Here is a 26,432-nt window from a genome sequence, read left to right on the forward strand (position 1 = left end):
ATTTCACAGAACGACCTGTTTTACAGGCTATTGAATACGCGGTTCTCTTGTTCCTGTACACGAATAAACGTTGTACGTTTGGTCAGCTCTTTCAGACGGGATGCGCCTACATAGGTGCAAGCAGAACGCAAACCGCCGAGAATATCGCGAGCGGTATTATCAACCGGGCCGCGCAGAGGCAGCTTAACGGTTTTACCTTCAGCGGCACGATACTGAGCAACACCACCAACATGGCGGGTCATAGCAGATTCTGAGCTCATACCGTAGAACAGCATGAATTTCTCACCGTTTTCTTCAACAATTTTGCCGCCGCTTTCTTCGTGACCGGCCAACATACCGCCGAGCATAACGAAGTCTGCGCCGCCGCCAAACGCTTTTGCAACGTCACCCGGCATTGTGCAACCGCCGTCGCTGACAATCATGCCGCCCAGACCGTGGGCTGCATCCGCACATTCAATAACCGCAGAAAGCTGTGGATAGCCAACGCCGGTTTTTACACGTGTGGTGCATACAGAACCCGGGCCTATGCCTACTTTGACAATATCAGCACCGGAGAGCACCAGCTCTTCACACATTTCACCGGTGACTACATTGCCCGCACAAATCGTTTTTGTCGGCCATGCTTCACGCGCTTTCGACACAAACTGAACAAAATGCTCTGAGTAGCCATTTGCCACATCAATGCAGATAAAATTCAGCGCTGGGTTGAGCGCCAAAATCTGTTTGGTTTTTTCGAAGTCTGCGTCAGACGTGCCGGTTGAAACCATTACGTGTTTGAGTACATCGGCAGAAGTCTCTGCGATGAAGGCGGCCCAGTCTTCAACAGAATAGTATTTGTGCACAGCGGTCAGGATGTCGAAGGATGCCAGCGCCGTTGCCATGGCAAACGTCCCGACAGTGTCCATGTTCGCGGCAATAATAGGTACGCCGGACCAGGTCTGACCTGAATGCTTAAAGGTAAATTGACGTTCCAGCTCAACATCGGAACGGCTTTTGAGAGTAGAACGCTTAGGGCGGATAAGAACGTCTTTGAAACCTAACTTCAGATCTTCTTCGATACGCATGTGCGGATTCCTGGGGTTAATGGCGAAAAATCGAAACTCACAACTCCAGTGACGCTATCATACGCACTAATCAATGCCGCGCAAGACTGCGAAATTCTCTTTTTTTACGCTACAATCCCATAAATTTACCTGGCGAATAGTAGGTTAATCCTGCAACAGCCTCGCCTTCGCACGCTTAACTTTTAACTGTTTGATAATCAAACTTAAACTCCAGGATCGGCATCTATGAGGTATACGGTAGCCTTAACCGGCGGCATTGGCAGTGGTAAAAGCACCGTTGCAAATGCGTTCGCTGACCTCGGAATAAACATCATTGATGCAGATATTATTGCGCGCCAGGTGGTTGAACCCGGCACACCTGCTCTTAAGGCAATCGAAGAACATTTTGGTTCCGAGGTTATCGCCGCAGACGGATCGTTGCAGCGGCGCATTTTACGCGAACGCATTTTTTCCGCCCCAGAGGAGAAAAGCTGGCTGAATGCCCTGCTCCATCCGCTTATTCAGCAGGAAACGCAGCGCCAGTTTCAGCAAGCGACCTCACCTTACCTGTTATGGGTTGTCCCTTTGCTGGTGGAAAATTCGCTGTATAAAAAAGCCGACCGCGTACTTGTGGTGGATGTCACGCCCGAAACCCAGCTCAGACGCACCATGCAGCGTGATGACGTCACACGTGAGCATGTTGAACAAATTCTTGCTGCCCAGGCAACGCGTGAAGCGCGGCTGGCCGTGGCAGACGATGTTATTGATAATAATGGCGCACCGGAAGCCATCGCCTCGGATGTCGCCCGCCTGCACGCGCTCTATTTGCAATGCGCGTCGCAGTTTGTCTCACAGGAAAAACCGTAATGCACACCCAGGTCCTTTTTGAACACCCTCTCAATGAGAAGATGCGTACATGGCTGCGCATTGAATTTTTAATCCAACAGCTCTCCGTTAATTTACCCATTGCTGACCATGCCGGCGCTCTGCATTTTTTCCGCAATATCGGAGATTTACTGGATGTATTTGAACGCGGCGAAGTCCGTACCGAACTCCTCAAAGAACTGGAGCGACAGCAGCGTAAACTCCAGGCCTGGGTCGAAGTTCCCGGCGTCGATCAAAGCAGAATCGACTCTTTGCGCCAGCAGTTAAAAAGTGCAGGCAGCATTCTGATTTCTGCCCCGCGTATTGGACAGACGCTGCGCGAAGATCGTCTGATTGGTCTCGTACGTCAGCGTTTAAGTATTCCTGGCGGGTGCTGCAGTTTCGATCTGCCGACTCTGCATATCTGGCTACACCTGGCGCAATCGTATCGTGACGCGCAGGTTGAAACCTGGCTTGCCAGCCTGAATCCGCTCAATCAAGCGCTGTCGCTGGTGCTGGATTTAATTCGCAACTCAGCGCCGTTTCGTAAGCAAACCAGCCTGAATGGTTTTTATCAGGACAACGGCGAAGATGCAGATCTGCTGCGCTTGCAGCTGCCGCTTGATTCGCAGCTTTATCCGCAAATTTCTGGTCATAAGAGCCGTTTTGCCATCCGCTTTATGCCGCTGGATAGCGAAAATGGTCAGGTGCCTGAGCGCCTCGATTTTGAACTGGCGTGCTGTTAAGGAGTCAACATGTCTGAACAAACCATCGTCAACTGCCCAACCTGCGGCAAGCCTGTAGTATGGGCTGAAGTCAGTCCGTTTCGCCCATTCTGCAGCAAGCGCTGCCAGTTAATCGATCTGGGAGAGTGGGCTGCAGAAGAGAAACGCATCCCAAGCTCAGGCGATCTGTCGGAAAGCGACGACTGGAGTGAGGAGCAGAAGTAATTCTGCTAATACGTAGGGCGGGCAAGCGTAGCACCCCCGCCATAATTTGCCGGATGGCGGTGTTGCCTTATCCGGCCTACGAACACCATTATCCAGTAATCAGCTTTTCAATGACCGGTGCATTCGCCGGCGGGAAATCTTCCGCATTCAGAGCATATTGCGCTATCCACTGCGCCGGTTGCCCCTCTTTTCCCCACGGCTCGCCTTCCCAGCTTTCAACCAGCCAGAACCACAGAGTGATATGCCTGTCCGGAAACTGATACTCCAACTTTTCGAACAATGAACTTTGAGTCGGCGTGATCCCTACTTCTTCCTGTAGCTCGCGAATCAGCGCCTGCTCCGGCGTTTCGCCCGCTTCAATTTTCCCGCCGGGGAACTCCAGCTTATTGGCCATGTGGGCATCAGCCGCACGCTGGGTGATAAAAATTTCATTGTGCTGATTACGAATAATCCCGACGGCGATCTGCAATATTTTCATTTTCATCGTCCATAAAAAAGGCGCAGAAGTCTGCGCCTTTTCAATAAGTTATTTTCTTAGCTCAGACGGCCATGACACTGTTTGTATTTCTTGCCGGAACCGCAAGGACACGGATCGTTACGACCCACTTTACGATCGCCGGTTTGTGCCGCCAGCTCTTCTGCCGCAGCAGAATCATCACCTTTATGGCTCAACTGCTGCATCTGCGCTAAACGCTCAGCTTCTTCGCGACGCTGCTGCTCCATCGCTTCTACTTCTTCAGGCATACGCACCTGAACTTTGCTCAGAGTGCTGATCACTTCGTACTTCAGTGATTCCAGCATTGATGCAAACATAGAGAAGGATTCACGCTTGTATTCCTGCTTCGGATCTTTTTGCGCGTAACCACGCAGGTGGATACCCTGACGCAGGTAATCCATCGCAGCCAGGTGCTCTTTCCACAAAGAGTCGAGCGTTTGCAGCATCACGCCTTTTTCGAAGTGACGCATCATCTCCGCGCCCACAACTTCTTCTTTGCGCTGATAAACTTCTACTGCGTTTGCCAGAATACGTTCGCGCAGCGTTTCTTCGTGCAGCTCAGGTTCTTTATCCAGCCACTCTGAAATCGGCATATCCAGATCGAAGTCGTTTTTCAGACGTTCCTGCAGACCCGGAATATCCCACATTTCTTCCAGAGACTGCGGCGGAATATAGGCATCAATCGTCGCTTTGAATACGTCTTCGCGAATGCTGTTAATGGTTTCGCTAACGTCAGTTACGTCCAGCAGTTCGTTACGCTGGGTGTAGATAGCACGACGCTGGTCGTTGGCAACATCATCATATTCCAGCAACTGCTTACGAATATCGAAGTTGCGGCTTTCCACTTTACGCTGCGCGTTAGCAATTGCTTTGGTCACCCATGGGTGTTCAATGGCTTCACCAGGCTTCATACCCAGTTTACGCATCATGCCGGACACGCGGTCAGAGGCAAAAATACGCATCAGCGCATCTTCCATCGACAAATAGAAACGAGAAGAACCCGCATCCCCCTGACGACCAGAACGACCACGCAGCTGGTTATCGATACGACGAGATTCGTGACGCTCAGTACCGATAATATGCAAACCACCAGCAGCTAATACCGCGTCATGGCGAACCTGCCACTCGGCTTTGATCTGCGCGATTTGTTCCGGAGTTGGGTTTTCCAGCTCGGCAACTTCCGCCTGCCAGCTACCGCCCAGCACGATATCGGTACCACGACCCGCCATGTTAGTAGCGATTGTCACGGCAGACGGGTAACCCGCCTGTGCGACGATATCCGCTTCGCTGGCATGGAACTTGGCGTTCAGAACGTTATGTTTGATGCCTGCCTTGGTCAACTCGTTAGAGACCACTTCAGATTTTTCAATGGAGATAGTACCCACCAGCACCGGCTGGCCATTTGCGGTACGCTCTTTAATATCTTCAATGATCGCCTGAATTTTTTCCGCTTCGGTCATGTACACCAGATCCGGTAAATCCTTACGGATCATCGGACGGTTAGTTGGTACAACTACGGTATCCAGCTTGTAGATGGAGCTAAATTCAAAGGCTTCGGTATCTGCTGTACCGGTCATACCGGCCAGTTTTTCGTACAAACGGAAGTAGTTCTGGAAGGTAATAGATGCCAGCGTCTGGTTCTCGTTCTGGATCTCTACGCCTTCTTTAGCTTCAACAGCCTGGTGCAGACCATCAGACCAGCGACGCCCCTGCATGGTACGGCCGGTGTGTTCATCAACGATGATAACTTCGCCGTCTTTCACGATGTAGTCAACATCGCGGGTAAACAGCACGTGCGCACGCAGTGCGGCAGTCACGTGGTGCATCAGCATAATGTTGCCTGGAGAGTACAGAGACTCGCCCTCATCCATAATGCCTTCGTTAACCAACAACTCTTCAATCAGTACCAGACCACGTTCGGTCAGGTTAACCTGGCGCGCTTTCTCATCAACAGAGAAGTGGCCTTCCCCCTGGAACGTGTCGGAATCTTCCTTCTCCTGACGGATCAGGTGTGGGATGATTTTGTTCACTTTTTTATACATTTCCGAGCTGTCTTCAGCCGGGCCGGAAATGATCAGCGGCGTACGCGCTTCATCGATCAGGATGGAGTCAACTTCATCGACCAGCGCATAGTGCAGTTTACGTTGAACACGCTCTTCCGGACTAAACGCCATGTTGTCGCGCAGGTAGTCAAAGCCGTATTCGTTGTTGGTACCGTAAGTAATATCGGCGTTGTAGGCTTCACGCTTGGCTGGCGCTGGCAGGCCAGACATGTTGATACCAACGGTCATGCCGAGGAATTCAAACAGCGGGCGGTTATTTTCGGCATCACGCTGAGCCAGGTAGTCGTTCACGGTAACCACGTGTACGCCCTTCCCGCTTAATGCGTTCAGGTAGGCTGGCAGTGTCGCGGTCAGGGTTTTACCTTCACCAGTACGCATTTCCGCGATGCAGCGATCGTTAAGCACCATACCGCCCAGCAGCTGAACGTCGAAGTGGCGCATACCGAACACGCGTTTACTCGCTTCACGCACCACTGCGAACGCTTCCGGGATCAGGCTCTCAACGCTGGCACCTTTTTCCAGACGGGCGCGGAATTCAGCGGTCTTTGCTTTCAGTTCATCATCGGAGAGTTTTTCCATCTCCGGTTCCATTGCGTTGATGACATTGACCACTTTACGCATACGACGCAGCGTACGCTCGTTACGGCTACCGAATACTTTGGTTAATAATTTGATTAGCATAATAAAATCTCAAACGCCCCGCGATGCGGAGTCAAAAATTATAAGTTGGAAGGTTCTTTTTTAGCTGAGGCGTTGAGGACCAGCGCGGATACCCTGCAGCTGGCTGATCCAGACCGGAACGCTAAACGCGGCCTGAGAAGTAAAGTGGGCGTATGTCACGCGACTTACTGTCGCGGGCGGAGTGCCTTCTTGCGTCAGCATCGCGCTGAGCGTATTCAGTAACGCAAGATGGTGCGCCTGGATTGGCAACGGCTCTTCGGCAACAGGCAACGCCTGAGGCGCCATGGCAAAAGAAAGATGGCGGATAACCGTACGAATGGCATGTTGATGCCAGTAATCGACGGTAAAATTTGGGCGGCGATTAGTCGCTTCCAGCAAAGCAAGCTGGCTAAAGTTAACTTTAGCGGATTGATCGTGATTGCTGGCGGTCGCCTTCGCGGGGGTATTGGGTTCAGCAGCATTACCGAGCGCGGGCAGGCCAAAACTCGCCGCGACCATCCCCAACAGGAGATGCGGCCAGAAGTACCGTCTGCCTAACTGTCGCCAACGCGTCAGTATTCCACTCACGTTTTTGCCACCTGATATACCCTGCGTTTGGGGTTACGAATGCAAAACATTTTTTTTGCGCACGAATCTTATCATTAAAGCGTACGCTCCACAGCAGTAATGACAACCGGCCATGGGTAAATATGCTCAAGAAAGCAGCGATCGCACACTATTTTAACTTAGTGGCAGGGAAATATTTGCGTTGGAAAAGGCTGCGCTAATGAGTACATAAAAAAACGACTGGCTCACCTGGCCGGAGAGAGTGCCAGATTTACCAGTCGAATTTATACGACAGCGTATGTCGTTATGCCAGTACGGTCGAAGGTGCTTTGAACGCCAGAGGCAGTTCTGCATCGTCCTGGAAGGTCACATATTCCCAGGCTTCCTGTTTTGCCAGGACCGCCTGCAACAGTTTGTTATTCAATGCATGACCGGATTTATACGCGGTGAATGCACCAATAATGTTGTGACCACACATGAACAAGTCACCAATCGCGTCGAGCATTTTGTGACGAACGAATTCGTCTTCAAAACGCAGACCGTCTTCGTTCAATACGCGATAATCGTCAACAACGATGGCACAATCGAAGCTGCCGCCCAAGGCCAGGCCACGGGACTGCAGATATTCGATATCACGCATGAAGCCGAAAGTACGCGCACGGCTGATCTGGCGCATGAACGCATCTGCAGAGAAGTTCATCGCGTAGCGCTGCGTGCTGGCATCAATCGCTGGATGGTTAAAGTCGATGGTAAAATCCAACGAGAAACCATTAAACGGTTTGAATTCAGCCCACTTATCGCCATCTTCGACACGAACGGTCTCTTTGATGCGAACAAATTTCTTAGCGCTGTTCAGTTCTTCAATACCCGCATCGAGCAGCAGGTATACGAATGGAGCAGCACTACCATCCATGATCGGGATTTCCGGGGCGTTAACTTCAATAACAATGTTATCGATACCTAAGCCCGCCAGAGCAGCATTCAGGTGCTCTACGGTTGAAATCCGCACATCATGCTCATTGACCAGACACGTACAGAGCATGGTATCACGCACAGATTTGGCATCGGCCGGGAAATCTACCGGAGGATTCAAGTCGGTGCGACGATAGATGACCCCGGTGTTGGCCGGCGCAGGGCGTAGCGTCAGCGTGACTTTTTTGCCGGTATGTAAACCGACGCCAGTCGCCTGAACGATACGTTTAAGTGTCCTTTGTTTGATCATCGTATAATCTCGCCAAATTAACTATCCAACCGAAGTGTACTATACATTCGGCGGGCCAGTTTAGCACAAAGAGCGCAGATTCCCAAATTCCAGCTAATTCTTAATCAGCTTGCTTACGCAGGAATGCAGGGATATCCAGATAATCCGGCTCTTTAGTGGTTTGCGGCGTATTGTCGTTAACCACTTTCGCTACCGGCTTCTGTTCTTGCGTCAACGGCGCCATGCCGTGTTGCTGGTAACGATCCATTACCGGCTGCTGTACCTGCTTGTTGGTTACCAGAGTGATTTCAGGACGCTTGTCCATACCAATTCCAGTCGCAACAACGGTCACACGCAGTTCGTCGTTCATATCCGGGTCCAGAGAGGTACCGATTACCACGGTCGCGTTATCCGATGCAAAGGCACGGATGGTGTTACCCACGGTTTCGAACTCATCCAGACGCAGGTCGAAGCCCGCAGTAATGTTGACCAGCACACCGCGTGCGCCGGACAGATCGATGTCTTCCAGCAGCGGAGAAGAGATAGCCATTTCAGCCGCTTCTTCTGCACGGTCTTCACCGCTCGCCACGCCAGAACCCATCATCGCGTAGCCCATTTCGGACATCACGGTGCGCACGTCTGCAAAGTCGACGTTCATCAGGCCCGGACGAGTAATCAGTTCAGCGATACCCTGAACCGCGCCTTTCAGCACGTCGTTCGCTGCGCCAAACGCATCCAGCAGGGAGATACCGCGACCCAGTACTTTCAGCAGTTTGTCATTCGGAATAGTAATTAGAGAGTCCACATGTTTGGACAGCTCGGTGATACCCTGCTCCGCGAATGCCATACGCTTCTTGCCTTCAAAGTTGAAAGGCTTAGTCACGACAGCAACGGTCAGAATACCTAAATCTTTTGCTACTTCAGCAACCACTGGCGCTGCACCGGTACCGGTACCGCCGCCCATGCCTGCTGCGATAAACACCATGTCTGCCCCGTCAAGCGCTGCACGCAGAGCTTCACGATCTTCGTCTGCCGCATTACGGCCGACTTCCGGGTTCGCACCCGCGCCCAGACCTTTGGTGATGCCGCTACCAATCTGAATGGTCTGTCCAACCGCCGTTTTACGCAACGCCTGAGCGTCGGTATTCACCGCGAAGAATTCAACACCTTCGATGCGCTCGCGCACCATGTGTTCAACGGCATTACCGCCACCGCCGCCGACGCCGATGACTTTAATCACCGCGTCATTGGTAAGTTCCATAGGTTCAAACATAGTTTCTCTCTCCGTTGTGCCTGTCGCCTGAGACCGTTAATGTGCGTTGGTCTCTTTAAAAATTAAAACTCTTTTCGCAGCCAGCTATTGAGTCGTTTGATCCACGAGCCAACTGATGCCGTTACGCGTTTTTCTACTTCAGCCTCACCACTCAAATGGGATTCTTTTCCGTAGTGAAGCAGCCCCACTGCCGTTGAATAATACGGCTCCTGAGCATAATCCGTCAGACCAGTGATATTCAGCGGCGCGCCAATACGTACTTGCGTATGGAACACGCGCTGTGCGCAGGCCGCAAGACCTTCAATTTGCGCAGCACCACCGGTTAACACAATCCCCGCCGCCAGATGATGTTTCACACCCTGCTGGCGAAGCTGTTCTTGTAATTGCAAAATTTCTTCGTTGACCAGGTTGAGCAGCTCGGTATAACGCGGCTCAATGACTTCTGCCAGGGTCTGACGTTGCAGGCTACGCGGTGGACGACCACCTACGCTTGGCACTTCAACGCTTTCGTCTTTACCCACGATGGACCCCAGCGCACAGCCATGGCGCACTTTAATGGCTTCAGCATCGCTCGGCGGCGTACCAAAGGCATACGCGATATCACTGGTCACTACATTCCCTGCATAAGGGATAACTTTAGTGTGGCGCAACGCCCCGCCAGTATAAACGGCGATGTCCATTGTACCACCACCAATATCCACCACGCAGACACCCAGCTCACGTTCATCTTCCGTCAACACGGAATAACTGGCTGCCAACCCGGCAAAAATCAGTTGGTCAACTTTCAGACCACAACGTTCAACAGCTTTGACAATGTTCTTCGCCATGTCGTTGTGGCAGGTAATAAGGTGGACTTTTGCCTGCATACGTACGCCGGAAAGACCTACCGGATTTTTAATGCCTTCCTGGTAGTCAATGGCGTATTCCTGCGGAATAACGTGCAGAACACGATGTTCATCGCGAACGCGTACGGATTTTGCCGTATGTACCACGTTTTCCACATCTTCCTGCGTCACTTCCTCTTCGGAAATGGGCACCATACCAATTTCATTTTGACAGCTAATATGTTTACCGGAAAGTGCCAGATACACCGAGGAAATCTGGCAATCTGCCATCAGTTCAGCCTGGTCAATGGCGCGCTGTACGCACTTCACCACTGACTCAAGGTCATTCACCCCGCCTTTATCCATACCTCGCGATGGGCAACTGCCCACGCCAATGATATTGACCATACCGTCGGGCAGAACTTCCCCTACTAAAGCGGCTACCTTCGCGGTGCCAATCTCCAGTCCAACTACCAGTTTTCTGTCCGTCGCCTTGATCATTGTTGTTCTGCCTGTGCCTGATTCTGTTGCTGATTAGATTCCTCAGGAGGCAAGGGAACCCAGCCTACTGCCGCTCCTGAGTCATAACGCAAATCAACATAGCTAATCCGTTTGCCATCGGTTTGCGCCTGCTGCTGTAAAACCGGGTAGAGTTCCACAAAGCGAGCCAAACGTTTTATCGTATCGCCCCTGCCCAGATTGAGCTTAATATCGTTATTCAGCGTCAACTGCCAGGAACGACGAGCGGTCATCGCCGCCTCCTTCAGGGTGAATCTATCCTTAGCCAGCACCTGCCCCATATCACGGAACCCTTGCAACACTTCACTTGCGCTGCCTTCCGGTCCATACAACATAGGTAATACCTGCTTATTGGCCCGACCGGTTGGGACGCTGAACGTATTGCCTTCGGCATCCACCATATGCTGGTCATTCCAACGCGCAATGGGCACATATTCAACCAGATGAATCTTCAATTCATCGGGCCATTGCTTTCTGACGCTCGCCTGTTTAATCCAGGGGAGACGTTCAATTTGACTCTGAATGATGTTCACATCCTGAGTCATAAAGGTTCCCGGAGCGCCCAGAGCCAGAATGGACTGACGAATATCGTCATTGCGCGTGTAATGCCGTTCGCCGGTTAACACCAGCTTTGACAATGGCAACCGCTGCGCATCTTCCATCCACCCCAACACTACCCAGCCGCTGACAAACACGGTGCACAGCACTGTCAGCAGGAACAGTATTCCTGCAAGACGCGTTCCATTATTGCGGCGTGAGGAGTTTACTTCTTCTTCATCACCGTTTCGCGTGTTCAGCGCAGCCTGCGACATATCAGTCCGCCAACTCCAGAATTCTTACCACCAACTGCGAGAAGCTCAGGCCAGCCTGACGTGCCGCCATCGGCACCAGGCTGTGGCTGGTCATACCCGGAGAGGTATTCGCTTCCAGCAGATAAAACTGGCCATCGCTGTCCAGCATGACGTCAATGCGACCCCAACCTTTACAGCCCAATGCGGTCCATGCTTTCAGGACTAATTCCTGCAAACGGGCCTCTTGTTCGGCCTCCAGACCTGCAGGGCAGAAATATTGTGTCTCATCAGAGAGATACTTCGCCTCATAATCATAGAAGGTTCCCGCGGGTTGGATACGTATTGACGGTAAAATTTCTTCACCAAGTATCGCAACTGTAAATTCCGGGCCACTGAGCCATTTTTCGATCAGTACTTCTTCATCATGCTGAAAAGCCAATGCTAATGCACCCTGCAAAGCATTTTCTTCTTCAACTTTTGACATCCCTACGCTGGAGCCTTCACGGCTTGGCTTCACAATCAGCGGCAAACCTAACGCAGAAATTTTTGTAACCGATTCATTGCTAAGACCTTTTTCGAACTCAGAGCGGGTCAATGCAACCCAGGGCGCGACGGGTAAACCTGCGCCCTGCCACAGCAGCTTGCTGCGCAGTTTGTCCATCGAAATTGCGGACGCCATGACGCCGCTGCCGGTATATGGCAGGCCAATTTGCTCCAGCATGCCCTGCAACGTGCCATCTTCCCCGCCACGACCGTGCAGCGCAATAAACACCTTCTGAAAACCCATAGATTTCAGAAGAGTGACATCAATATCTTTAGGGTCAACCGGATGGGCATCGACACCACCTTCACGTAACCCTGCCAGTACGGCCGCGCCGGAATTCAGCGAAACTTCACGCTCTGCGGAGGTTCCTCCTAACAGGACCGCGATTTTATCAGCCATGTTGTTCTTCCTCCGGGTTTTGCGGCTTCAGTTTGATTTCAGCTAAGGAACGCGCGATTTTGCCGATATTTCCAGCGCCCTGCACCAAAATCAGATCGTTGCCGGTTAATACCGGCGCCAGCATTTCTGCCACCTGAGCCGGATCGGATACCAGAATCGGGTCGATCTTACCGCGACCACGGATCGTACGGCACAGCGAGCGGCTGTCAGCCCCCGGAATCGCGGCTTCACCCGCGGCGTATACATCCAGCATCAACAGCGCATCGACCTGAGTCAGCACGTTGGCAAAGTCGTCATATAGATCGCGTGTACGCGTAAAGCGGTGCGGCTGGAACAGCATTACCAGATTTTTGTCCGGCCAGCCCGCGCGCGCAGCTTTAATCGTGGCATCCACTTCCGTTGGGTGATGGCCATAATCATCAACCAGCATCGCCGTCCCGGCTTTACCGTTTACCGGCTCAAGCGGAAATTCGCCGAGGAAGTCAAAACGGCGTCCGGTGCCCTGGAAACTTTCCAGCGCGCGCAGAATTGCGTCGTCTTCAATGCCTTCTTCTGTTGCAACTGCCACCGCCGCCGCCGCGTTCAGCGCATTGTGACGGCCCGGTGCGTTCAATGTCACACGTAAATCGGCCATCCCCTGACGCAGCAGCGTGAAGTGCCCTTGTGGACCAATCTGCTGGTAATCTTCAACGCGCACATCAGCATCATCGCTGAAACCATAGGTTGTGGTTTGACGACCGACGCGCGGCAACAACTCGCGGATCACTGGATCGTCAACGCACATCACCGCACGACCATAAAACGGTAAGTTATGCAGGAAATTAATAAACGTCTGCTTTAAATTTTCGAAGTCGCCATGGTAGGTATCCATATGATCGGCTTCGATATTGGTAACAATCGCCACCATCGGCTGCAAATGTAGGAACGACGCATCGCTCTCATCTGCCTCCGCAATTAAATAACGGCTATGACCCAGACGCGCATGGACGCCTGCAGCCTTCACCAGACCGCCGTTGACAAACGTCGGATCCAGCCCCGCTTCCGCGTAGATACTGGAGACCATCGCTGTGGTCGTGGTTTTACCGTGCGTCCCGGCAATGGCGATACCGTGACGAAAACGCATTAATTCAGCCAACATTTCAGCACGACGGATCACCGGAATACGTGCTTCATGCGCCGCAACAATTTCCGGATTATCCGCAGAAATGGCGCTGGATACCACCACCACGCTCGCATCACGCACGTTTTCCGGGCGATGGTTGAAGAAAATCGTGGCGCCCAGATTCGTCAACTGCTGAGTCACCGGATTCGGCGCCAGGTCAGAACCGCTGATCTGATAACCTTCGTTGGCCAAAACTTCGGCAATACCGCCCATACCAGCACCACCGATGCCGACAAAGTGAATGTGCCGAACGCGACGCATTTCGGGCACTATGGAACGCAGTTTTGCCAGTTGTTGTGTATTCATTCTTTAGCCATTAACTTCTTAGTTCATGCGATGCAAAAGGCATCACCACAATTACGCCCGGGCAGCCCGGCTCACTTCATTAGCAACACGCTCTGTGGCATCCGGTATGGATGCGGCGCGCGCACGTTCTGCCATGGTTAATAAGGTTTCTCGCGACCACCCGGAAAGGGTGTTAGCGACGGCATCCACAGTAAACTGCGGCTGCTCAAGAATTTTGGCGGCGCCCGCTTTCTCCAGCGGCAGCGCATTCCAGTACTGCTGTCGGTCTTTGTGCTGGAAAGGCACAAACAGCGCAGGCAAACCTGCGGCAGCAATTTCACTTACCGTCAGCGCACCTGAGCGACAAACTACGACATCCGCCCACGCGTAGGCGGCTGCCATATCATCAATAAACTCAGTGACCTTGTGCTGTGGTTGTCCCGCGTCAGCATATGCCTGTTCAACGGTTTGCTGCGCACCTTTGCCGCTCTGATGCCAAATAGTCACCGCGTCACCAAGCTCTGCGGCAACCTGCGGCATCGTCTGGTTCAATACGCGTGCACCCTGAGACCCCCCGACGACCAGCACGCGAACCGGGCCTCCACGCCCTGCCAGACGTACTTCGGGCGACGGCAGCGCCAGAACGTCGGTGCGTACCGGGTTACCCACCACTTCCGCATTCGGGAAAGCGCCAGGAAAAGCCTGCATCACCGTAGTGGCAATTTTCGCCAGCCACTTGTTGGTTAATCCCGCAATGCCATTCTGCTCATGCAGTACAACCGGAATGCCTAATGACCAGGCTGCCAGACCGCCAGGGCCTGACACGTAGCCGCCCATACCCAGCACCACATCAGGCTTAAACTGCTTCATGATGGCGCGCGCCTGACGCCAGGCATTAAAAATACGCACGGGGGCGGCAAGCAGAGCGTTGACACCTTTGCCACGCAAACCGGAGATGCGAATAAAGTCAATTTCAATGCCATGCTTCGGCACTAAGTCCGCTTCCATACGATCGGCGGTGCCCAGCCAACGAACTTGCCAGCCCTGAGCCATTAAATGATGCGCGACCGCCAGCCCCGGGAACACATGCCCGCCGGTACCGCCTGCCATCACCATTAACCGCTTCGGTTGACCACTCATCGTGCACCTCGTGTAAACGCCTGGGCTTTTTCCAGACGCGTTTCATAATCAATACGTAACAAAAACATGATGGCCGTCGACATAATCAACAAACTGGAACCACCATAACTGATCAGCGGTAACGTCAGACCTTTGGTTGGCAGCATACCAGCTGCCGCACCGACGTTTACCAGCGCCTGGAAGCTAAACCAAATCCCGATGGAGCAGGCTAAAAAGCCTGAAAAACGGTGGTCAATTTCCAGCGCTTTGCGGCCAATCGACATCGCGCGAAAAGCGACGAAGAATACCATTAAAAGTGCCAATACCACACCGATATAACCCAGCTCTTCCCCAATGATGGCGAAGATGAAGTCGGTGTGCGCTTCCGGTAAATACTCCAGTTTTTGCACCGAATTACCTAACCCCTGCCCCCAAATCTCACCGCGACCAAAAGCCATCAGCGATTGCGTTAACTGGTAGCCGCTGCCAAACGGATCTTCCCATGGGTTCCAGAAGGAGGTTACGCGGCGAATACGATACGGTTCGGCAAGGATCAGCAGCACTACCGCCGAAATCCCCATACCGATAATGGCAATGAACTGCCACAGTTTCGCCCCAGCGAGAAACAGCATCGCCAGCGTCGTGACAAACAGCACCACTACCGTACCAAGGTCAGGCTGCGCCAGCAGCAAGATTGCCAGCACCAGAATCACACCCATCGGTTTTAAGAAGCCGCGCAGGTTGTTACGCACTTCATCGACTTTACGCACCAGGTAGTTGGCGAGATAACAGAACAGCGACAGCTTGGTGAATTCCGCAGGCTGAATACGCAGTGGACCCAGCGCGATCCAGCGCGATGCCCCGTTAACGGAGCTCCCCACCACCAGAACGATCAACAACATGATGATCGAGGCGATCAGCATCGTCGTGCTGTACTTTTGCCAGAACTCCATCGGCAGACGTAACGTCACCATCGCCAGACAGAACGCGAGGAAAATATACAGCGCGTCACGTTTAGCGAACAGGAAGGGATCGCCTGCCAGGCGTTGCCCTACGGGCATCGATGCCGATGTCACCATCACAAAACCGATCGCTGCCAGACCAAAAGTCAGCCACAGCAGCATGCGGTCATACATGATCAGGCTGTCCGCGTCTTTATCACGCGAAGCCATCACCCAGCCTTTAAGTGCCGCGAAGATCCACGCCAGGACACCCAGTCCCGGTACGCGCGGCATTTTCAGACGAGGGAGAGAGAAGCGCATCAACCCAACTCCTTCGCCAAACGGGTAAAGACGTCACCACGTTGCTCAAAGTTCTTGAACTGGTCAAGGCTGGCACAGGCTGGCGACAGCAGCACCATATCACCCGACTTCACACGCGGTGCGAGCAGACGCATTGCCTGCTCCATGGTTTCAGTGTGTTCCGCAACCTCAGGACGCAGAGCGGCAAGCTGTGCGCCATCGCGACCAAAGCAGTACAGACGAATGTTGTCGCCAGTCAGGTAACGTTGCAGCGGCATAAAGTCGGCGGACTTCCCGTCACCGCCGAGCAGCAGGTGCAGCGTACCCTCAACGTGCAGACCATTCAGTGCCGCTTCGGTGCTGCCGACGTTGGTGGCTTTTGAATCGTTGATCCAACGCACACCGTTATGATTCAGTACCAACTGGAAACGATGCGCCAGACCGGTAAAGGTAGTCAGCGCTTTCAGGCTGGACGCCCGCGGCAGACCCGCAGCATCCGCCAGCGCCAGCGCCGCCAGGGCGTTGGTATAGTTATGCTGGCCGGTAAGCGTCATCTCTTTCACGTTCAGGACTTTTTCACCCTTCACCCGCAGCCAGGTTTCACCCTGCTGACGATTGAGATGATAGTCACCCATATTGATGCCAAAGCTCACGCAGCGCTCATCCGCCCCGCGAATCGGCATGGTCAGCGCATCATCAGCATTGACCACACACACTTTCGCATTCTCATAGACACGCAGTTTGGCCGCACGGTACTGCTGCAAGCCAAACGGATACCTGTCCATATGATCTTCGGTGACGTTCAAAATGGTGGCCGCCACGGCCTGTAAACTGGAGGTTGTTTCCAGTTGGAAGCTCGACAGCTCGAGAACATACAGCTCGCGTTCGTCATCCAGCAGCATCAACGCGGGCAAGCCGATATTTCCGCCAACCCCCACGTTCACGCCGGCAGCTTTCGCCATCTCGCCGACCAGCGTAGTGACGGTACTTTTCCCGTTGGACCCGGTGATCGCGACGATCGGCGCCTGTGCTTCGCGACAAAACAGCTCAATGTCGCCAACAATTTCAATCCCGGCATCAGCAGCAGCGCTCAACGAAGGGTGCGCCAGGGCAATACCAGGGCTGGCGACGATGAGATCGGCGGCCAGCAGCCAGTCATCATTCAGGCTATCAACATGACGCTCAACTGCTTCCGGTAATTTATCCAGACCAGGCGGCGTCGCACGGGTATCCATTACGCGCGGCGTCACGCCACGCGCCAGGAAGAAATCCACGCAGGACAGTCCGGTCAACCCCAGACCGATAATGACGACTTTTTTACCCTGGTAATCAGCCATGATTAACGTACCTTCAGCGTTGCCAGGCCAATCAGCACCAGCATCAGCGAAATAATCCAGAAGCGCACAATGACGCGCGGTTCCGGCCAGCCTTTCAGTTCATAGTGATGGTGAATCGGCGCCATACGGAAGATGCGCTGTCCGCGCAGCTTAAAGGAGCCAACCTGCAGAATGACCGACAGTGTTTCTACAACAAATACGCCGCCCATGATTACCAGCAGGAACTCTTGACGCAGCAGCACGGCAATAATGCCCAGCGCGCCACCCAGCGCCAGCGAACCGACGTCACCCATAAAGACCTGCGCCGGATAGGTGTTAAACCACAGGAAACCTAATCCCGCACCGACAATCGCCGTACAGACGATCACCAGTTCGCCTGCATGGCGTAAATAGGGAATGTGCAGATAGTTGGCAAAGTTCATGTTACCGGTAGCCCATGCCACCAGCGCAAAACCCGCTGCTACGAACACGGTCGGCATAATCGCCAGACCATCCAGGCCATCGGTAAGATTGACCGCGTTGCCGGTCCCCACAATCACGAAGTACGCCAGCAGAACATAGAACAGACCCAGTTGCGGCATCACGTCTTTAAAGAACGGCACCACCAGCTCGGTAGCCGGGGTGTCTTTACCGGCGAGGTACAGCGCAAAGGCTACACCCAGCGCAATCACCGACATCCAGAAGTACTTCCAGCGGGCAATCAGGCCCTTGGTATCTTTGCGCACCACTTTGCGGTAGTCATCGACAAAACCGATAATGCCGTAGCCAATCAATACCACCAGCACGCACCATACGTACGGGTTCGACGGATATGCCCACAGCAGTACGGAGATAACTATCGCGGTGAGGATCATGATCCCACCCATGGTTGGCGTACCGCGTTTACTGAAGTGCGATTCCGGACCATCGTTACGTACGACCTGTCCAAAGGACATTTTTTGTAAGCGGGCAATCATGCGCGGGCCCATCCACAAAGAGATGAACAGCGCGGTCAGCAGGCTGACGATGGCGCGAAACGTCAGATAGGAAAAGACGTTAAAGCCGGAATAATATTTGACCAAATGTTCGGCCAGCCAAACTAACATGTCCCATTCTCCTGTAATGCGCGTACTACCTCTTCCATGGCGGCACTACGTGAACCCTTCACTAAAATCGTCATGACCTGATGTTCTGCAATCAATGCTTTAAGATGCGCGGCCAGCGCACTTTTATCCGCAAAATGTTCGCCAACGCCACTGGCGTCGCTAATTGCCTGACTCAGTTTTCCCGTACTCAGTACACGGTCGATGCCTGCGGCTTTCGCAGCAACACCCACCTGTACATGGCATGCTTCGCTTTCTGCACCAAGCTCTGCCATATCGCCAACGACCAGTACGCGATAGCCCGGCATTTCAGACAGCACCTGCACCGCTGCGGTCATCGAACCGACGTTCGCGTTATAGGAGTCGTCCAGCAGCAGCTGATTTTCCGCGAGTTGAATCGGGAACAGACGCCCCGGTACCGCTTGCAGATCCTTCAACCCCGCTTTGATCGCCTCGTGCGTCGCGCCTACCGCCATAGAGAGCGCCGCCGCCGCAAGGGCGTTAGCGATATTATGGCGACCCGGTAACGGCAGCAGGACATCAATGCTTCCGGTCGGCGTTTGCAGAGAAAATTCCGTGCCATGCAAGGTCACATGAACGTTGGTCGCCGAAAAGTCGCTATTGGCTGCATTCGGGGAGAAACGCCAGACTTTGCGATCGCCGATGATGCTTTGCCAGTTCAGCCAGTCGTTGTTGTCGGCATTCATAATGGCGATACCGTTCGCTGACAGACCGGTAAAAATCTCACCTTTTGCCTTCGCAACGCCCGCCAGAGAGCCGAAGCCCTCCAGGTGCGCGGCGGCCAGGTTGTTCACCAGCGCCGCTTCCGGACGCGTCAGGCCGACGGTCCAGGCGATTTCGCCCTGATGGTTGGCACCTAGCTCAATCACGGCATAGTCGTAATCGTTGTTTAAGCGCAGCAGCGTCATCGGTACACCGATGTCGTTATTCAGGTTGCCCGCGGTATATAGGGTGTTACCACACTGGCTCAGAATGGCAGCCGTCATCTCTTTGACGGACGTTTTACCGGATGAGCCGGTCAGCGCGACAACGCGCGCCGGAACCTGGGCGCGAACCCACGCAGCCAGTTCACCAAACGCCAGACGCGTATCGTTAACAATCAGCTGCGGCAGGTTGGTGTCCAACGGACGGCTGACCAACAGCGCACCGGCCCCGCTCTCTTGCGCTTTGTCTGCAAAATCATGGGCATCAAAGCGTTCGCCTTTCAGTGCCACAAACAGGCAGCCCGGCGTCACTTTACGCGTATCGGTTGTTACGGCATCAAGGGTCAGATCGGCCCCTTTCAATTCGCCACGGAGGATCTCCGCCAGTTGGCTGAGCGTTACGCTAATCATGCGATAACCCCCAGCAGACGCGCTGCCGTGACGCGGTCAGAATAATCGAGGCGCTGTGAACCAACGATCTGGTAGTCTTCATGACCTTTACCGGCCACCAGCACCACATCATTTTCTTTCGCCTGCATAATGGCGTTTGTCACCGCTTCTGCGCGACCTTCCATCACCTTCGCCTGTCCGGCATCCAGCATCCCCGCCAGAATGTCGTTAATAATGGCGCGCGGCTCTTCGGTACGCGGGTTGTCATCAGTCACCACGACAACATCTGCAAACTGCTCGGCAATTGCGCCCATCAACGGACGTTTGCCTTTATCGCGATCGCCGCCGCAGCCAAAGATGCACCACAGTTTGCCAGTACAGTGCAAACGTGCCGCCTGTAGCGCTTTTTCCAGCGCATCTGGCGTATGGGCGTAATCAACAACCACGGTGGTTTTACCCGGCGCACTGAACACTTCCATACGCCCGCAAACCGGCTGCAATTGTGTCGCCGTTTTCAGTAAATCAGCTAACGGATAGCCCAGTGCCAGCAGCGTTGCCAGCGCCAGCAGCAGATTGCTGACGTTAAACGCCCCCATCAGGCGGCTTTCAATTTCACCGTCGCCCCATGAGGAGGTAAAACGAATCGTTGCCCCGCTGTCGTGATACTTCACGTCAACCGCTTTTAACCAACGACCGTGACAGTTCGGGTTGATGTGGTCTTCCATCGAAACGGCAACCGCATCCGGGAGTTTCGCCAGCCAGCGACGACCGACTTCATCATCCGCATTGACGATGGCCTGACCGCAATGGTGCGTGGAATACAGCAGCCATTTCGCGGCTTCGTAATGTTCCATGTCGCCGTGGTAGTCGAGATGGTCACGGCTTAAGTTAGTAAATACTGATGCGGCAAACTTCAGCGCCGCCACGCGATGCTGAACCAGACCGTGTGAAGAGACTTCCATTGCGCCAACCGTTGCGCCCTGCGCAACCAGCCCCGCCAGCACATGCTGGACATCAACGGCTGAACCGGTGGTATTTTCCGTCGGGATCACTTTGCCCAGCAGGCCATTGCCTACTGTTCCCATCACCGCGCTGGTTTCGCCAAGCAGTTGGCTCCACTGTGCCAGCAGTTGGGTGGTGGTGGTTTTACCGTTGGTCCCGGTCACACCGACCAGACGCATTTTCTCAGAAGGCTCGTGGTAAAAACGGCCTGCCAGTGCAGATAAACGTTCGTTAAGCTGACTAAGATAGATGACCGGAACGCCGTGCATTTCACGGATTTCACCATCAGTAGCTTCATCTTTCGCTTCTGCAATAATGGCAGCCACACCTTGCGCTATCGCCTGCGGGATATACCGACGCCCGTCCGCCTGATGACCTAATACTGCGACAAAGAGATCGCCCGATGCAGCCACACGGCTGTCAAGCGTCATCTCCCGCAGTGCTCGCTCCGGTGCACCCGGCACCCATGGAGCAAGAAGGTCGCGCAAATTACGATCTGCCACCTGTTGCCTCGCCTTGATTATTCACAAATTCATTTTTATCGCCCGTTGTCAGCGCATCCGGCTCGATGTTCATGGTACGCAGTACGCCGCCCATGATGGCACCAAAGACCGGCGCGGAAACGGCGCCACCGTAGTATTTACCCGCCTGCGGATCGTTGATAACAACAACCAGCGCGAAGCGCGGCTGACTCGCAGGCGCAACACCTGCGGTATAAGCAATGTATTTGTTGATGTAGCGGCCATCCGGCCCTACTTTTTTCGCTGTACCGGTTTTAATGGCGATACGATAACCTTTAATCGCCGCTTTCACGCCGCCGCCGCCGGGCAGCGCCACGCTTTCCATCATGTGCACCACGGTACGCACGGTCGCTTCCGGGAAGATACGCTCGCCCGGAACTGGAGGGTCAACTTTAGTAATCGACAGTGGACGATAAACGCCGTAACTGCCGATCGTTGCATAGACTCGCGCTAACTGTAACGGCGTTACCATTAGCCCGTAGCCGAAAGAGAAGGTGGCCCTCTCTATGTCAGACCACCGTTGTTTTTGAGGATATAAGCCACTGCGTTCTCCGACCAACCCCAAATTGGTCGCTTTTCCCAGCCCAAAACGTGAGTAAGTATCTACTAACGCTGAGGACGGCATCGCTAACGCCAGCTTGGAAACACCGACGTTACTCGACTTCTGCAAAACCCCGGTGAGGGTTAATTCGCTATAACGTGCCACGTCTTTGATTTCGTGACCATTAATTCGGTAAGGGATAGTGTTGAGGACCGTATTTTCGCGTACCACACCGCGCTGCAGCGCGGTCATCACCACCATCGGTTTAACGGTAGAACCCGGTTCAAACACGTCGGTAATAGTGCGGTTACGCATCGCGTCTTTTGGCGTACCGGTCAGATTGTTCGGGTTGTAGGACGGACTGTTGGCCATTGCCAGCACTTCACCGGTGTTCACATCCACCAGTACCGCACTGCCTGACTCCGCCTTGTTGAACGCCACGGCGTTATTCAGTTCACGGTAGACCAGTGCCTGTAAACGCTCATCAATGCTCAACGCGAGGTTATGCGCCGCCTGGCTGTCGGTAGAGGAGATATCTTCAATGACGCGGCCATACCGGTCTTTACGTACAATACGCTCGCCCGGTTGTCCGGTGAGCCACTTGTCGAAGCTCTTCTCAACGCCTTCAATGCCCTGGCTGTCGACGTTCGTAAAACCGATGAGGTGAGCAGTCACTTCCCCGGAAGGGTAGTAACGGCGGGATTCTTCGCGCAGATGGATACCTGGCAGCTTCAGTTTTTTGATGTAGTCAGCCATGTCAGGGTTTACCTGACGCGCCAGATAGATAAAGCGCCCTTTCGGGTTGGCGTTAATGCGGGAAGCCAGTTGATCGAGCGGGAGATTCAGCGCGGTTGACAGCGCTCTCCAGCGTTCGCCAACGCTCACTCCGCCGGCATCATGTACTTCTTTCGGGTCGGCCCATATAGCTTTAACCGGAACACTCACCGCCAGCGGACGACCAGAGCGGTCGGTAATCATTCCGCGCGATGTAGACACTTCCTGGACGCGTAGAGAGCGCATATCACCCTGACGCACCAGCATGTCCGGCGCGATGATTTGCAGCCAGGCAACGCGACCCAGCAGAAAACCCAGTGCCAGCAAAATACAGCCGCACAGTAACGCAAAACGCCAACTGATAAAGTTGGCTTGTTCTTCCTGGCGTTTTGGTTTGTGCGTTTTTGCCGCTGCTTTCATGCGTCGCGTTTATCCTTATTTTTGTACTACGATATTTTCTTGTGAGGGATCGACATGCTGCATTTGCAGCTTTTCCGTTGCGATCCGTTCAACACGGCTATGGTCGCCGAGCGCGTTCTCCTCAAGGATCAAGTTACGCCATTCGATATCCAGCGCATCTCGCTCCAGGACCAACTGCTCACGCTGCGCAGTCAGTAACCGCGTATGGTGCGCTGTTGTCACGACGGTAACCGCCGTCAAAATAATGCAAATGAACAGGCAGAGTGGCAGCTTCCCAAACCGCAAAAGATCGTCACCGATCACGCCAGGCAAGGCATGGCGCTCGTTGCTTCCTATCGATCCTTTAACTTTGCTGAGGGCTTCTGTCACTCTGCTGATCATGCGTTCGTCCTCTCTGCAATACGCAGAACTGAACTACGGGCACGAGGATTCTCAGCGACCTCTTCTTCACCCGGCATCATCTTGCCTAGTGCTCTTAACTCACGGCCGCCCAGTTTTTTGATCTGCGCTTCGGTCATCGGTATTCCAGCCGGTACCTGAGGACCACGGCTTTGTTCACGCATAAAGCGTTTCACGATGCGGTCTTCAAGCGAATGGAAACTGATGATCGAAAGGCGACCACCTGGAGCCAGCACGCTGAGCGAGCTTTTTAGCGCCTGCTCTATCTCCTCCAGTTCACTGTTCACCCAAATGCGCACCGCCTGGAAGGTACGGGTCGCGGGATGTTTGAATTTATCCTTCACCGGCATTGCCGCCACAATAACTTCCGCCAGTTCTTTGGTGCGGGTCATCGGTTCGATGCGGTTACGCTCCACGATGGCTCGGGCAATGCGTTTGCCGAAGCGCTCTTCGCCAAAGGTTTTAATCACCCAGGCAATGTCTGCTTCATCGGCGGTTTGCAGCCATTCGGCCGCTGACTGACCGCGTGTTGGGTCCATACGCATATCTAACGGACCGTCACGCATAAACGAGAAACCGCGCTCTGCGTCATCGAGCTGCGGTGAAGAAACGCCCAGATCGAGAAGAATCCCGTCGATCTTACCGGTCAGTCCACGCTCGGCGACATAGTCAGCCAGCGCAGAGAAAGGTCCATGTACGATGGAGAAGCGAGGATCGGTAATCGTTTTAGCAACGGCAATAGCCTGCGGATCGCGATCGATTGCCAGTAAACGCCCCTCTTCGCCAAGCTGGGAGAGGATCAGACGTGAGTGACCACCGCGACCAAATGTCCCGTCAATGTAGATGCCGTCTGGACGAATATTCAGGCCGTTTACGGCTTCATCCAGCAACACCGTTGTATGTTTATAATTTTCCGTCATTTTATAGAGACAAATCCTGCAATCGTTCCGACAACGCGCCAGTAACAGACTGCTCAGCGTCGATATCTTCCTTGACCTGTTGATACCAGGTCGTTTCATCCCACAGCTCAAACTTATTGAACTGCCCAACCAGCATCACTTCTTTCGTTAGCCCTGCGTGTTGCCGCAGAATAGGCGCTATCAGTAATCGACCAGCGTTATCCATCTGACATTCGCTGGCATGACCCAACAATAAGCGCTGTACGCGACGCTCAACTGGATTCATGCTCGACAGACGCGATAGCTTCTGCTCGATTATTTCCCATTCAGGCAGGGGGTACAGCAGCAGGCACGGGTGATGGATGTCAATGGTGCAAACCATTTGACCGGTAGCGCTCTCAAGCAGTTGATCCCGATAACGGGTAGGCACGGATAAGCGCCCTTTACTGTCGAGATTAACTAACGTTGCTCCCCGGAACATGCCAGTCTCACCCCCGATTACCACTTTATCCCACAAATTCCCACTTAAAGGAGTTTACGGAGCGGAGGAAAACCTTGTCAAGCAAGTCGCGGCGCTTAGCGGAGCAAAAAACCCATTGTTTACGGCTAATATCAGCGTTGAACAAAATCCGTACAGCAAACGAAGCAAATTAACGTCATGAATATTTGTAAGAAAAAAATCCAACAACTCATCATTGTTTAAAACAACTGAATATCATCAGAAGAAAATATAAAGTGTCAGTTTGCGACGCGAGCGGCATTTTAGGACAATATGCAGCGAGTTAACAGTACCAGTTAATCGGTCTGTACGCCGCGCAGGACCAAGGTAAGCACCAGATGGCCGCAATACGAGAGCAAAGTGTTTGTTAATTCGGCAAATCCACACATGCATGTAACAAAATAATACAACCGTAACGCGCCGTTACGTATCAATAACCCAAAAATGGATAGTTGCATTTTTAATTCGGGGTATTTCAAGAATACATTTCAGATAATTCTAAAGAATATTCTTAAATATAATGCGGTTATTTCTGAGAATAGAAAAACTGAAGACGTCAGAGGCTTATCCCGCCGACGTCATCAATTGAGGAAACTTAGTTACGGCTGAGAATACCGCGACGGTACAGATTACGCCGTATACGCGTTAAACCTGGTTTTGGTTTACGCGGTTCGTCCAGACTTGCCAGTACAATCTCCAGCACGCGTTCCGCGACATCACGATGGCGCTGTGCCACCGCCAGTACAGGGCACTGCAGGAAGTCGAGCAGTTCATGATCACCAAAAGTCGCAATCGCTAAATCAGACGGCAACTGCCCATCACGACGCAGGGTCACATCCATCACCCCCTGCAACAGGGCAAACGACGTGGTAAACAACGCCTGAGGCATTGGGTGCGTTTCCAGCCATTTATCAAACAGCTGCGCTGCAGCTTCCCGCTCATAGCTGTTGGCGTACAGGAAATGGACTTCACGCGGATCGTCCTTCCACGCGGTACGAAAACCCTGTTCGCGCAGGAAACTGACGGATAATTCAGGAAGCGCGCCCAGATAGAGGACGGTTTCAGCAGGGAATTTGCGTAACTCTTCCGCCAGCATTTCCGCATCATCCTGATCTGCACCCACAACGCTGGTAAAATGTTCGCGATCCAGTGCACGATCCAGCGCCACAATCGGGAATGAACTGTTTGCCCAGCGTTGGTAGAACGGATGTTCAGGCGGCAAGGAAGTCGACACAATAATGGCATCGACCTGGCGCTGTAAAAGATGCTCAATACAGCGCATTTCGTTATCTGGCTGATCTTCAGAGCAGGCAATCAACAGCTGATACCCACGTTGACGCGCCTGGCGCTCCAGATAGTTTGCGATCCGGGTATAGCTCGTGTTCTCAAGATCCGGGATCACCAGCCCGATAGAACGTGTGCGTCCAGCACGCAGCCCGGCCGCCACGGCATTCGGGTGGTAATTATGCTCGCGCACCACCGCCATGACTTTTTCAACCGTTTTGTCGCTTACGCGATATTGCTTTGCTTTGCCATTAATAACGTAGCTTGCAGTCGTTCGCGAAACGCCGGCCAACCGAGCGATTTCATCCAGTTTCACAATTGCCCCTTGCGTAAAATGTA

The 26,432-nt window shown here is 53.3% G+C and carries 24 protein-coding genes; 3 read left to right on the forward strand and 21 right to left on the reverse strand.

Going from position 1 to position 26,432, the window contains the following annotated elements:
- Positions 1–20: 20 nt before the first annotated feature.
- Positions 21–1,064: a GMP reductase gene (locus OGV98_RS19890; RefSeq protein ID WP_202580780.1), complete on the reverse strand. Its 1,044-nt coding sequence runs from the start codon at positions 1,062–1,064 to the stop codon at positions 21–23.
- A gap of 225 nt (positions 1,065–1,289) precedes the next feature.
- Between OGV98_RS19890 and coaE the strand changes: the two genes are divergently transcribed.
- Genes coaE through yacG form a run of 3 tightly spaced genes read left to right on the forward strand, consistent with a single transcriptional unit; the run spans position 1,290 to position 2,857 of the window.
- On the forward strand, positions 1,290–1,910 hold the full coding sequence (gene coaE / locus OGV98_RS19895; protein ID WP_003837447.1) for a dephospho-CoA kinase: 621 nt from the start codon (positions 1,290–1,292) through the stop codon (positions 1,908–1,910).
- The gene (gene zapD / locus OGV98_RS19900; RefSeq protein ID WP_003837445.1) at positions 1,910–2,653 is read left to right on the forward strand and encodes a cell division protein ZapD; all 744 of its coding nucleotides are present in this window, start codon (positions 1,910–1,912) and stop codon (positions 2,651–2,653) included. The genes coaE and zapD overlap by 1 nt, the downstream gene beginning before the upstream one ends.
- 9 nt (positions 2,654–2,662) lie before the next feature.
- Positions 2,663–2,857: a DNA gyrase inhibitor YacG gene (gene yacG, locus OGV98_RS19905; protein ID WP_003018740.1), complete on the forward strand. Its 195-nt coding sequence runs from the start codon at positions 2,663–2,665 to the stop codon at positions 2,855–2,857.
- An 88-nt stretch (positions 2,858–2,945) separates the two neighbouring features.
- On the opposite strand, the gene mutT is transcribed toward yacG, so the two are convergent.
- From mutT to cra, 20 genes are all read right to left on the reverse strand, one after another.
- Complete coding sequence (gene mutT, locus OGV98_RS19910) at positions 2,946–3,335, reverse strand: 8-oxo-dGTP diphosphatase MutT (protein ID WP_003837443.1); 390 nt, start codon at positions 3,333–3,335, stop codon at positions 2,946–2,948.
- 56 nt (positions 3,336–3,391) lie between these two features.
- Positions 3,392–6,097: a preprotein translocase subunit SecA gene (gene secA / locus OGV98_RS19915; RefSeq protein ID WP_003018746.1), complete on the reverse strand. Its 2,706-nt coding sequence runs from the start codon at positions 6,095–6,097 to the stop codon at positions 3,392–3,394.
- Between the two features lie 60 nt (positions 6,098–6,157).
- Positions 6,158–6,664, reverse strand: a complete 507-nt coding sequence (secM, locus tag OGV98_RS19920; protein ID WP_003018748.1) for a secA translation cis-regulator SecM — start codon at positions 6,662–6,664, stop codon at positions 6,158–6,160.
- Positions 6,665–6,947: 283 nt separating this feature from the next.
- Complete coding sequence (gene lpxC / locus OGV98_RS19925) at positions 6,948–7,865, reverse strand: UDP-3-O-acyl-N-acetylglucosamine deacetylase (RefSeq protein ID WP_003018750.1); 918 nt, start codon at positions 7,863–7,865, stop codon at positions 6,948–6,950.
- Between the two features lie 100 nt (positions 7,866–7,965).
- Positions 7,966–9,117 (reverse strand): cell division protein FtsZ, encoded by a 1,152-nt coding sequence (gene ftsZ / locus OGV98_RS19930; RefSeq protein ID WP_003018753.1) that lies wholly within the window; start codon positions 9,115–9,117, stop codon positions 7,966–7,968.
- A 62-nt stretch (positions 9,118–9,179) separates the two neighbouring features.
- Positions 9,180–10,442, reverse strand: a complete 1,263-nt coding sequence (ftsA, locus tag OGV98_RS19935; RefSeq protein WP_003018755.1) for a cell division protein FtsA — start codon at positions 10,440–10,442, stop codon at positions 9,180–9,182.
- Complete coding sequence (gene ftsQ / locus OGV98_RS19940; protein ID WP_003018758.1) at positions 10,439–11,272, reverse strand: cell division protein FtsQ; 834 nt, start codon at positions 11,270–11,272, stop codon at positions 10,439–10,441. The genes ftsA and ftsQ overlap by 4 nt, the downstream gene beginning before the upstream one ends.
- Before the next feature lies 1 nt (position 11,273).
- Entirely contained in the window at positions 11,274–12,194 is a 921-nt protein-coding gene (locus OGV98_RS19945) for a D-alanine--D-alanine ligase (RefSeq protein ID WP_071685436.1), read from the reverse strand.
- Complete coding sequence (gene murC, locus OGV98_RS19950; protein WP_003837436.1) at positions 12,187–13,662, reverse strand: UDP-N-acetylmuramate--L-alanine ligase; 1,476 nt, start codon at positions 13,660–13,662, stop codon at positions 12,187–12,189. Before murC ends, OGV98_RS19945 begins: the two co-directional genes overlap by 8 nt.
- Positions 13,663–13,713: 51 nt before the next feature.
- Positions 13,714–14,781 carry an undecaprenyldiphospho-muramoylpentapeptide beta-N-acetylglucosaminyltransferase gene (gene murG, locus OGV98_RS19955; protein WP_196614827.1) on the reverse strand — a complete coding sequence of 356 codons (1,068 nt, stop codon included), beginning with the start codon at positions 14,779–14,781 and terminating at the stop codon, positions 13,714–13,716.
- A complete protein-coding gene (gene ftsW, locus OGV98_RS19960) occupies positions 14,778–16,022 on the reverse strand; it encodes a cell division protein FtsW (RefSeq protein ID WP_003018770.1) in 1,245 nt (414 codons plus the stop codon). The genes murG and ftsW overlap by 4 nt, the downstream gene beginning before the upstream one ends.
- Positions 16,022–17,338, reverse strand: a complete 1,317-nt coding sequence (gene murD / locus OGV98_RS19965) for a UDP-N-acetylmuramoyl-L-alanine--D-glutamate ligase (protein WP_202580782.1) — start codon at positions 17,336–17,338, stop codon at positions 16,022–16,024. The genes ftsW and murD overlap by 1 nt, the downstream gene beginning before the upstream one ends.
- Before the next feature lie 2 nt (positions 17,339–17,340).
- Positions 17,341–18,423, reverse strand: a complete 1,083-nt coding sequence (gene mraY / locus OGV98_RS19970) for a phospho-N-acetylmuramoyl-pentapeptide-transferase (protein ID WP_003018774.1) — start codon at positions 18,421–18,423, stop codon at positions 17,341–17,343.
- The gene (gene murF, locus OGV98_RS19975) at positions 18,417–19,775 is read right to left on the reverse strand and encodes a UDP-N-acetylmuramoyl-tripeptide--D-alanyl-D-alanine ligase (protein WP_044712929.1); all 1,359 of its coding nucleotides are present in this window, start codon (positions 19,773–19,775) and stop codon (positions 18,417–18,419) included. The genes mraY and murF overlap by 7 nt, the downstream gene beginning before the upstream one ends.
- Positions 19,772–21,259 carry a UDP-N-acetylmuramoyl-L-alanyl-D-glutamate--2,6-diaminopimelate ligase gene (gene murE / locus OGV98_RS19980; protein ID WP_286551985.1) on the reverse strand — a complete coding sequence of 496 codons (1,488 nt, stop codon included), beginning with the start codon at positions 21,257–21,259 and terminating at the stop codon, positions 19,772–19,774. The genes murF and murE overlap by 4 nt, the downstream gene beginning before the upstream one ends.
- Positions 21,246–23,012, reverse strand: a complete 1,767-nt coding sequence (ftsI, locus tag OGV98_RS19985) for a peptidoglycan glycosyltransferase FtsI (protein ID WP_003018783.1) — start codon at positions 23,010–23,012, stop codon at positions 21,246–21,248. The genes murE and ftsI overlap by 14 nt, the downstream gene beginning before the upstream one ends.
- Positions 23,013–23,027: 15 nt before the next feature.
- Positions 23,028–23,393: a cell division protein FtsL gene (gene ftsL, locus OGV98_RS19990; RefSeq protein ID WP_000625651.1), complete on the reverse strand. Its 366-nt coding sequence runs from the start codon at positions 23,391–23,393 to the stop codon at positions 23,028–23,030.
- Positions 23,390–24,331 (reverse strand): 16S rRNA (cytosine(1402)-N(4))-methyltransferase RsmH, encoded by a 942-nt coding sequence (gene rsmH / locus OGV98_RS19995; RefSeq protein WP_202580784.1) that lies wholly within the window; start codon positions 24,329–24,331, stop codon positions 23,390–23,392. The genes ftsL and rsmH overlap by 4 nt, the downstream gene beginning before the upstream one ends.
- Before the next feature lies 1 nt (position 24,332).
- Positions 24,333–24,791, reverse strand: a complete 459-nt coding sequence (gene mraZ, locus OGV98_RS20000; protein WP_003018792.1) for a division/cell wall cluster transcriptional repressor MraZ — start codon at positions 24,789–24,791, stop codon at positions 24,333–24,335.
- 613 nt (positions 24,792–25,404) lie between these two features.
- Positions 25,405–26,409 carry a catabolite repressor/activator gene (cra, locus tag OGV98_RS20005; protein WP_003018794.1) on the reverse strand — a complete coding sequence of 335 codons (1,005 nt, stop codon included), beginning with the start codon at positions 26,407–26,409 and terminating at the stop codon, positions 25,405–25,407.
- Positions 26,410–26,432 lie beyond the last annotated feature (23 nt).

Source organism: Citrobacter sp. Cf136, from assembly GCF_030333815.1.
In the GTDB taxonomy this organism is placed as follows: Bacteria; Pseudomonadota; Gammaproteobacteria; order Enterobacterales; family Enterobacteriaceae; genus Citrobacter; species Citrobacter freundii.

Coding starts and splice junctions, on each gene's coding strand:
- ftsL (WP_000625651.1), bottom strand. CDS start 23,393: ATGATCAGCAGAGTGACAGAAGCCCTCAGCAAAGTTAAAGGATCGATA.
- murG (WP_196614827.1), bottom strand. CDS start 14,781: ATGAGTGGTCAACCGAAGCGGTTAATGGTGATGGCAGGCGGTACCGGC.
- lpxC (WP_003018750.1), bottom strand. CDS start 7,865: ATGATCAAACAAAGGACACTTAAACGTATCGTTCAGGCGACTGGCGTC.
- ftsI (WP_003018783.1), bottom strand. CDS start 23,012: ATGAAAGCAGCGGCAAAAACGCACAAACCAAAACGCCAGGAAGAACAA.
- rsmH (WP_202580784.1), bottom strand. CDS start 24,331: ATGACGGAAAATTATAAACATACAACGGTGTTGCTGGATGAAGCCGTA.
- ftsA (WP_003018755.1), bottom strand. CDS start 10,442: ATGATCAAGGCGACGGACAGAAAACTGGTAGTTGGACTGGAGATTGGC.
- zapD (WP_003837445.1), top strand. CDS start 1,910: ATGCACACCCAGGTCCTTTTTGAACACCCTCTCAATGAGAAGATGCGT.
- ftsW (WP_003018770.1), bottom strand. CDS start 16,022: ATGCGCTTCTCTCTCCCTCGTCTGAAAATGCCGCGCGTACCGGGACTG.
- OGV98_RS19945 (WP_071685436.1), bottom strand. CDS start 12,194: ATGGCTGATAAAATCGCGGTCCTGTTAGGAGGAACCTCCGCAGAGCGT.
- murF (WP_044712929.1), bottom strand. CDS start 19,775: ATGATTAGCGTAACGCTCAGCCAACTGGCGGAGATCCTCCGTGGCGAA.
- yacG (WP_003018740.1), top strand. CDS start 2,663: ATGTCTGAACAAACCATCGTCAACTGCCCAACCTGCGGCAAGCCTGTA.
- murD (WP_202580782.1), bottom strand. CDS start 17,338: ATGGCTGATTACCAGGGTAAAAAAGTCGTCATTATCGGTCTGGGGTTG.
- OGV98_RS19890 (WP_202580780.1), bottom strand. CDS start 1,064: ATGCGTATCGAAGAAGATCTGAAGTTAGGTTTCAAAGACGTTCTTATC.
- murC (WP_003837436.1), bottom strand. CDS start 13,662: ATGAATACACAACAACTGGCAAAACTGCGTTCCATAGTGCCCGAAATG.
- mutT (WP_003837443.1), bottom strand. CDS start 3,335: ATGAAAATATTGCAGATCGCCGTCGGGATTATTCGTAATCAGCACAAT.
- ftsZ (WP_003018753.1), bottom strand. CDS start 9,117: ATGTTTGAACCTATGGAACTTACCAATGACGCGGTGATTAAAGTCATC.
- coaE (WP_003837447.1), top strand. CDS start 1,290: ATGAGGTATACGGTAGCCTTAACCGGCGGCATTGGCAGTGGTAAAAGC.
- mraY (WP_003018774.1), bottom strand. CDS start 18,423: ATGTTAGTTTGGCTGGCCGAACATTTGGTCAAATATTATTCCGGCTTT.
- ftsQ (WP_003018758.1), bottom strand. CDS start 11,272: ATGTCGCAGGCTGCGCTGAACACGCGAAACGGTGATGAAGAAGAAGTA.
- mraZ (WP_003018792.1), bottom strand. CDS start 24,791: ATGTTCCGGGGAGCAACGTTAGTTAATCTCGACAGTAAAGGGCGCTTA.
- secA (WP_003018746.1), bottom strand. CDS start 6,097: ATGCTAATCAAATTATTAACCAAAGTATTCGGTAGCCGTAACGAGCGT.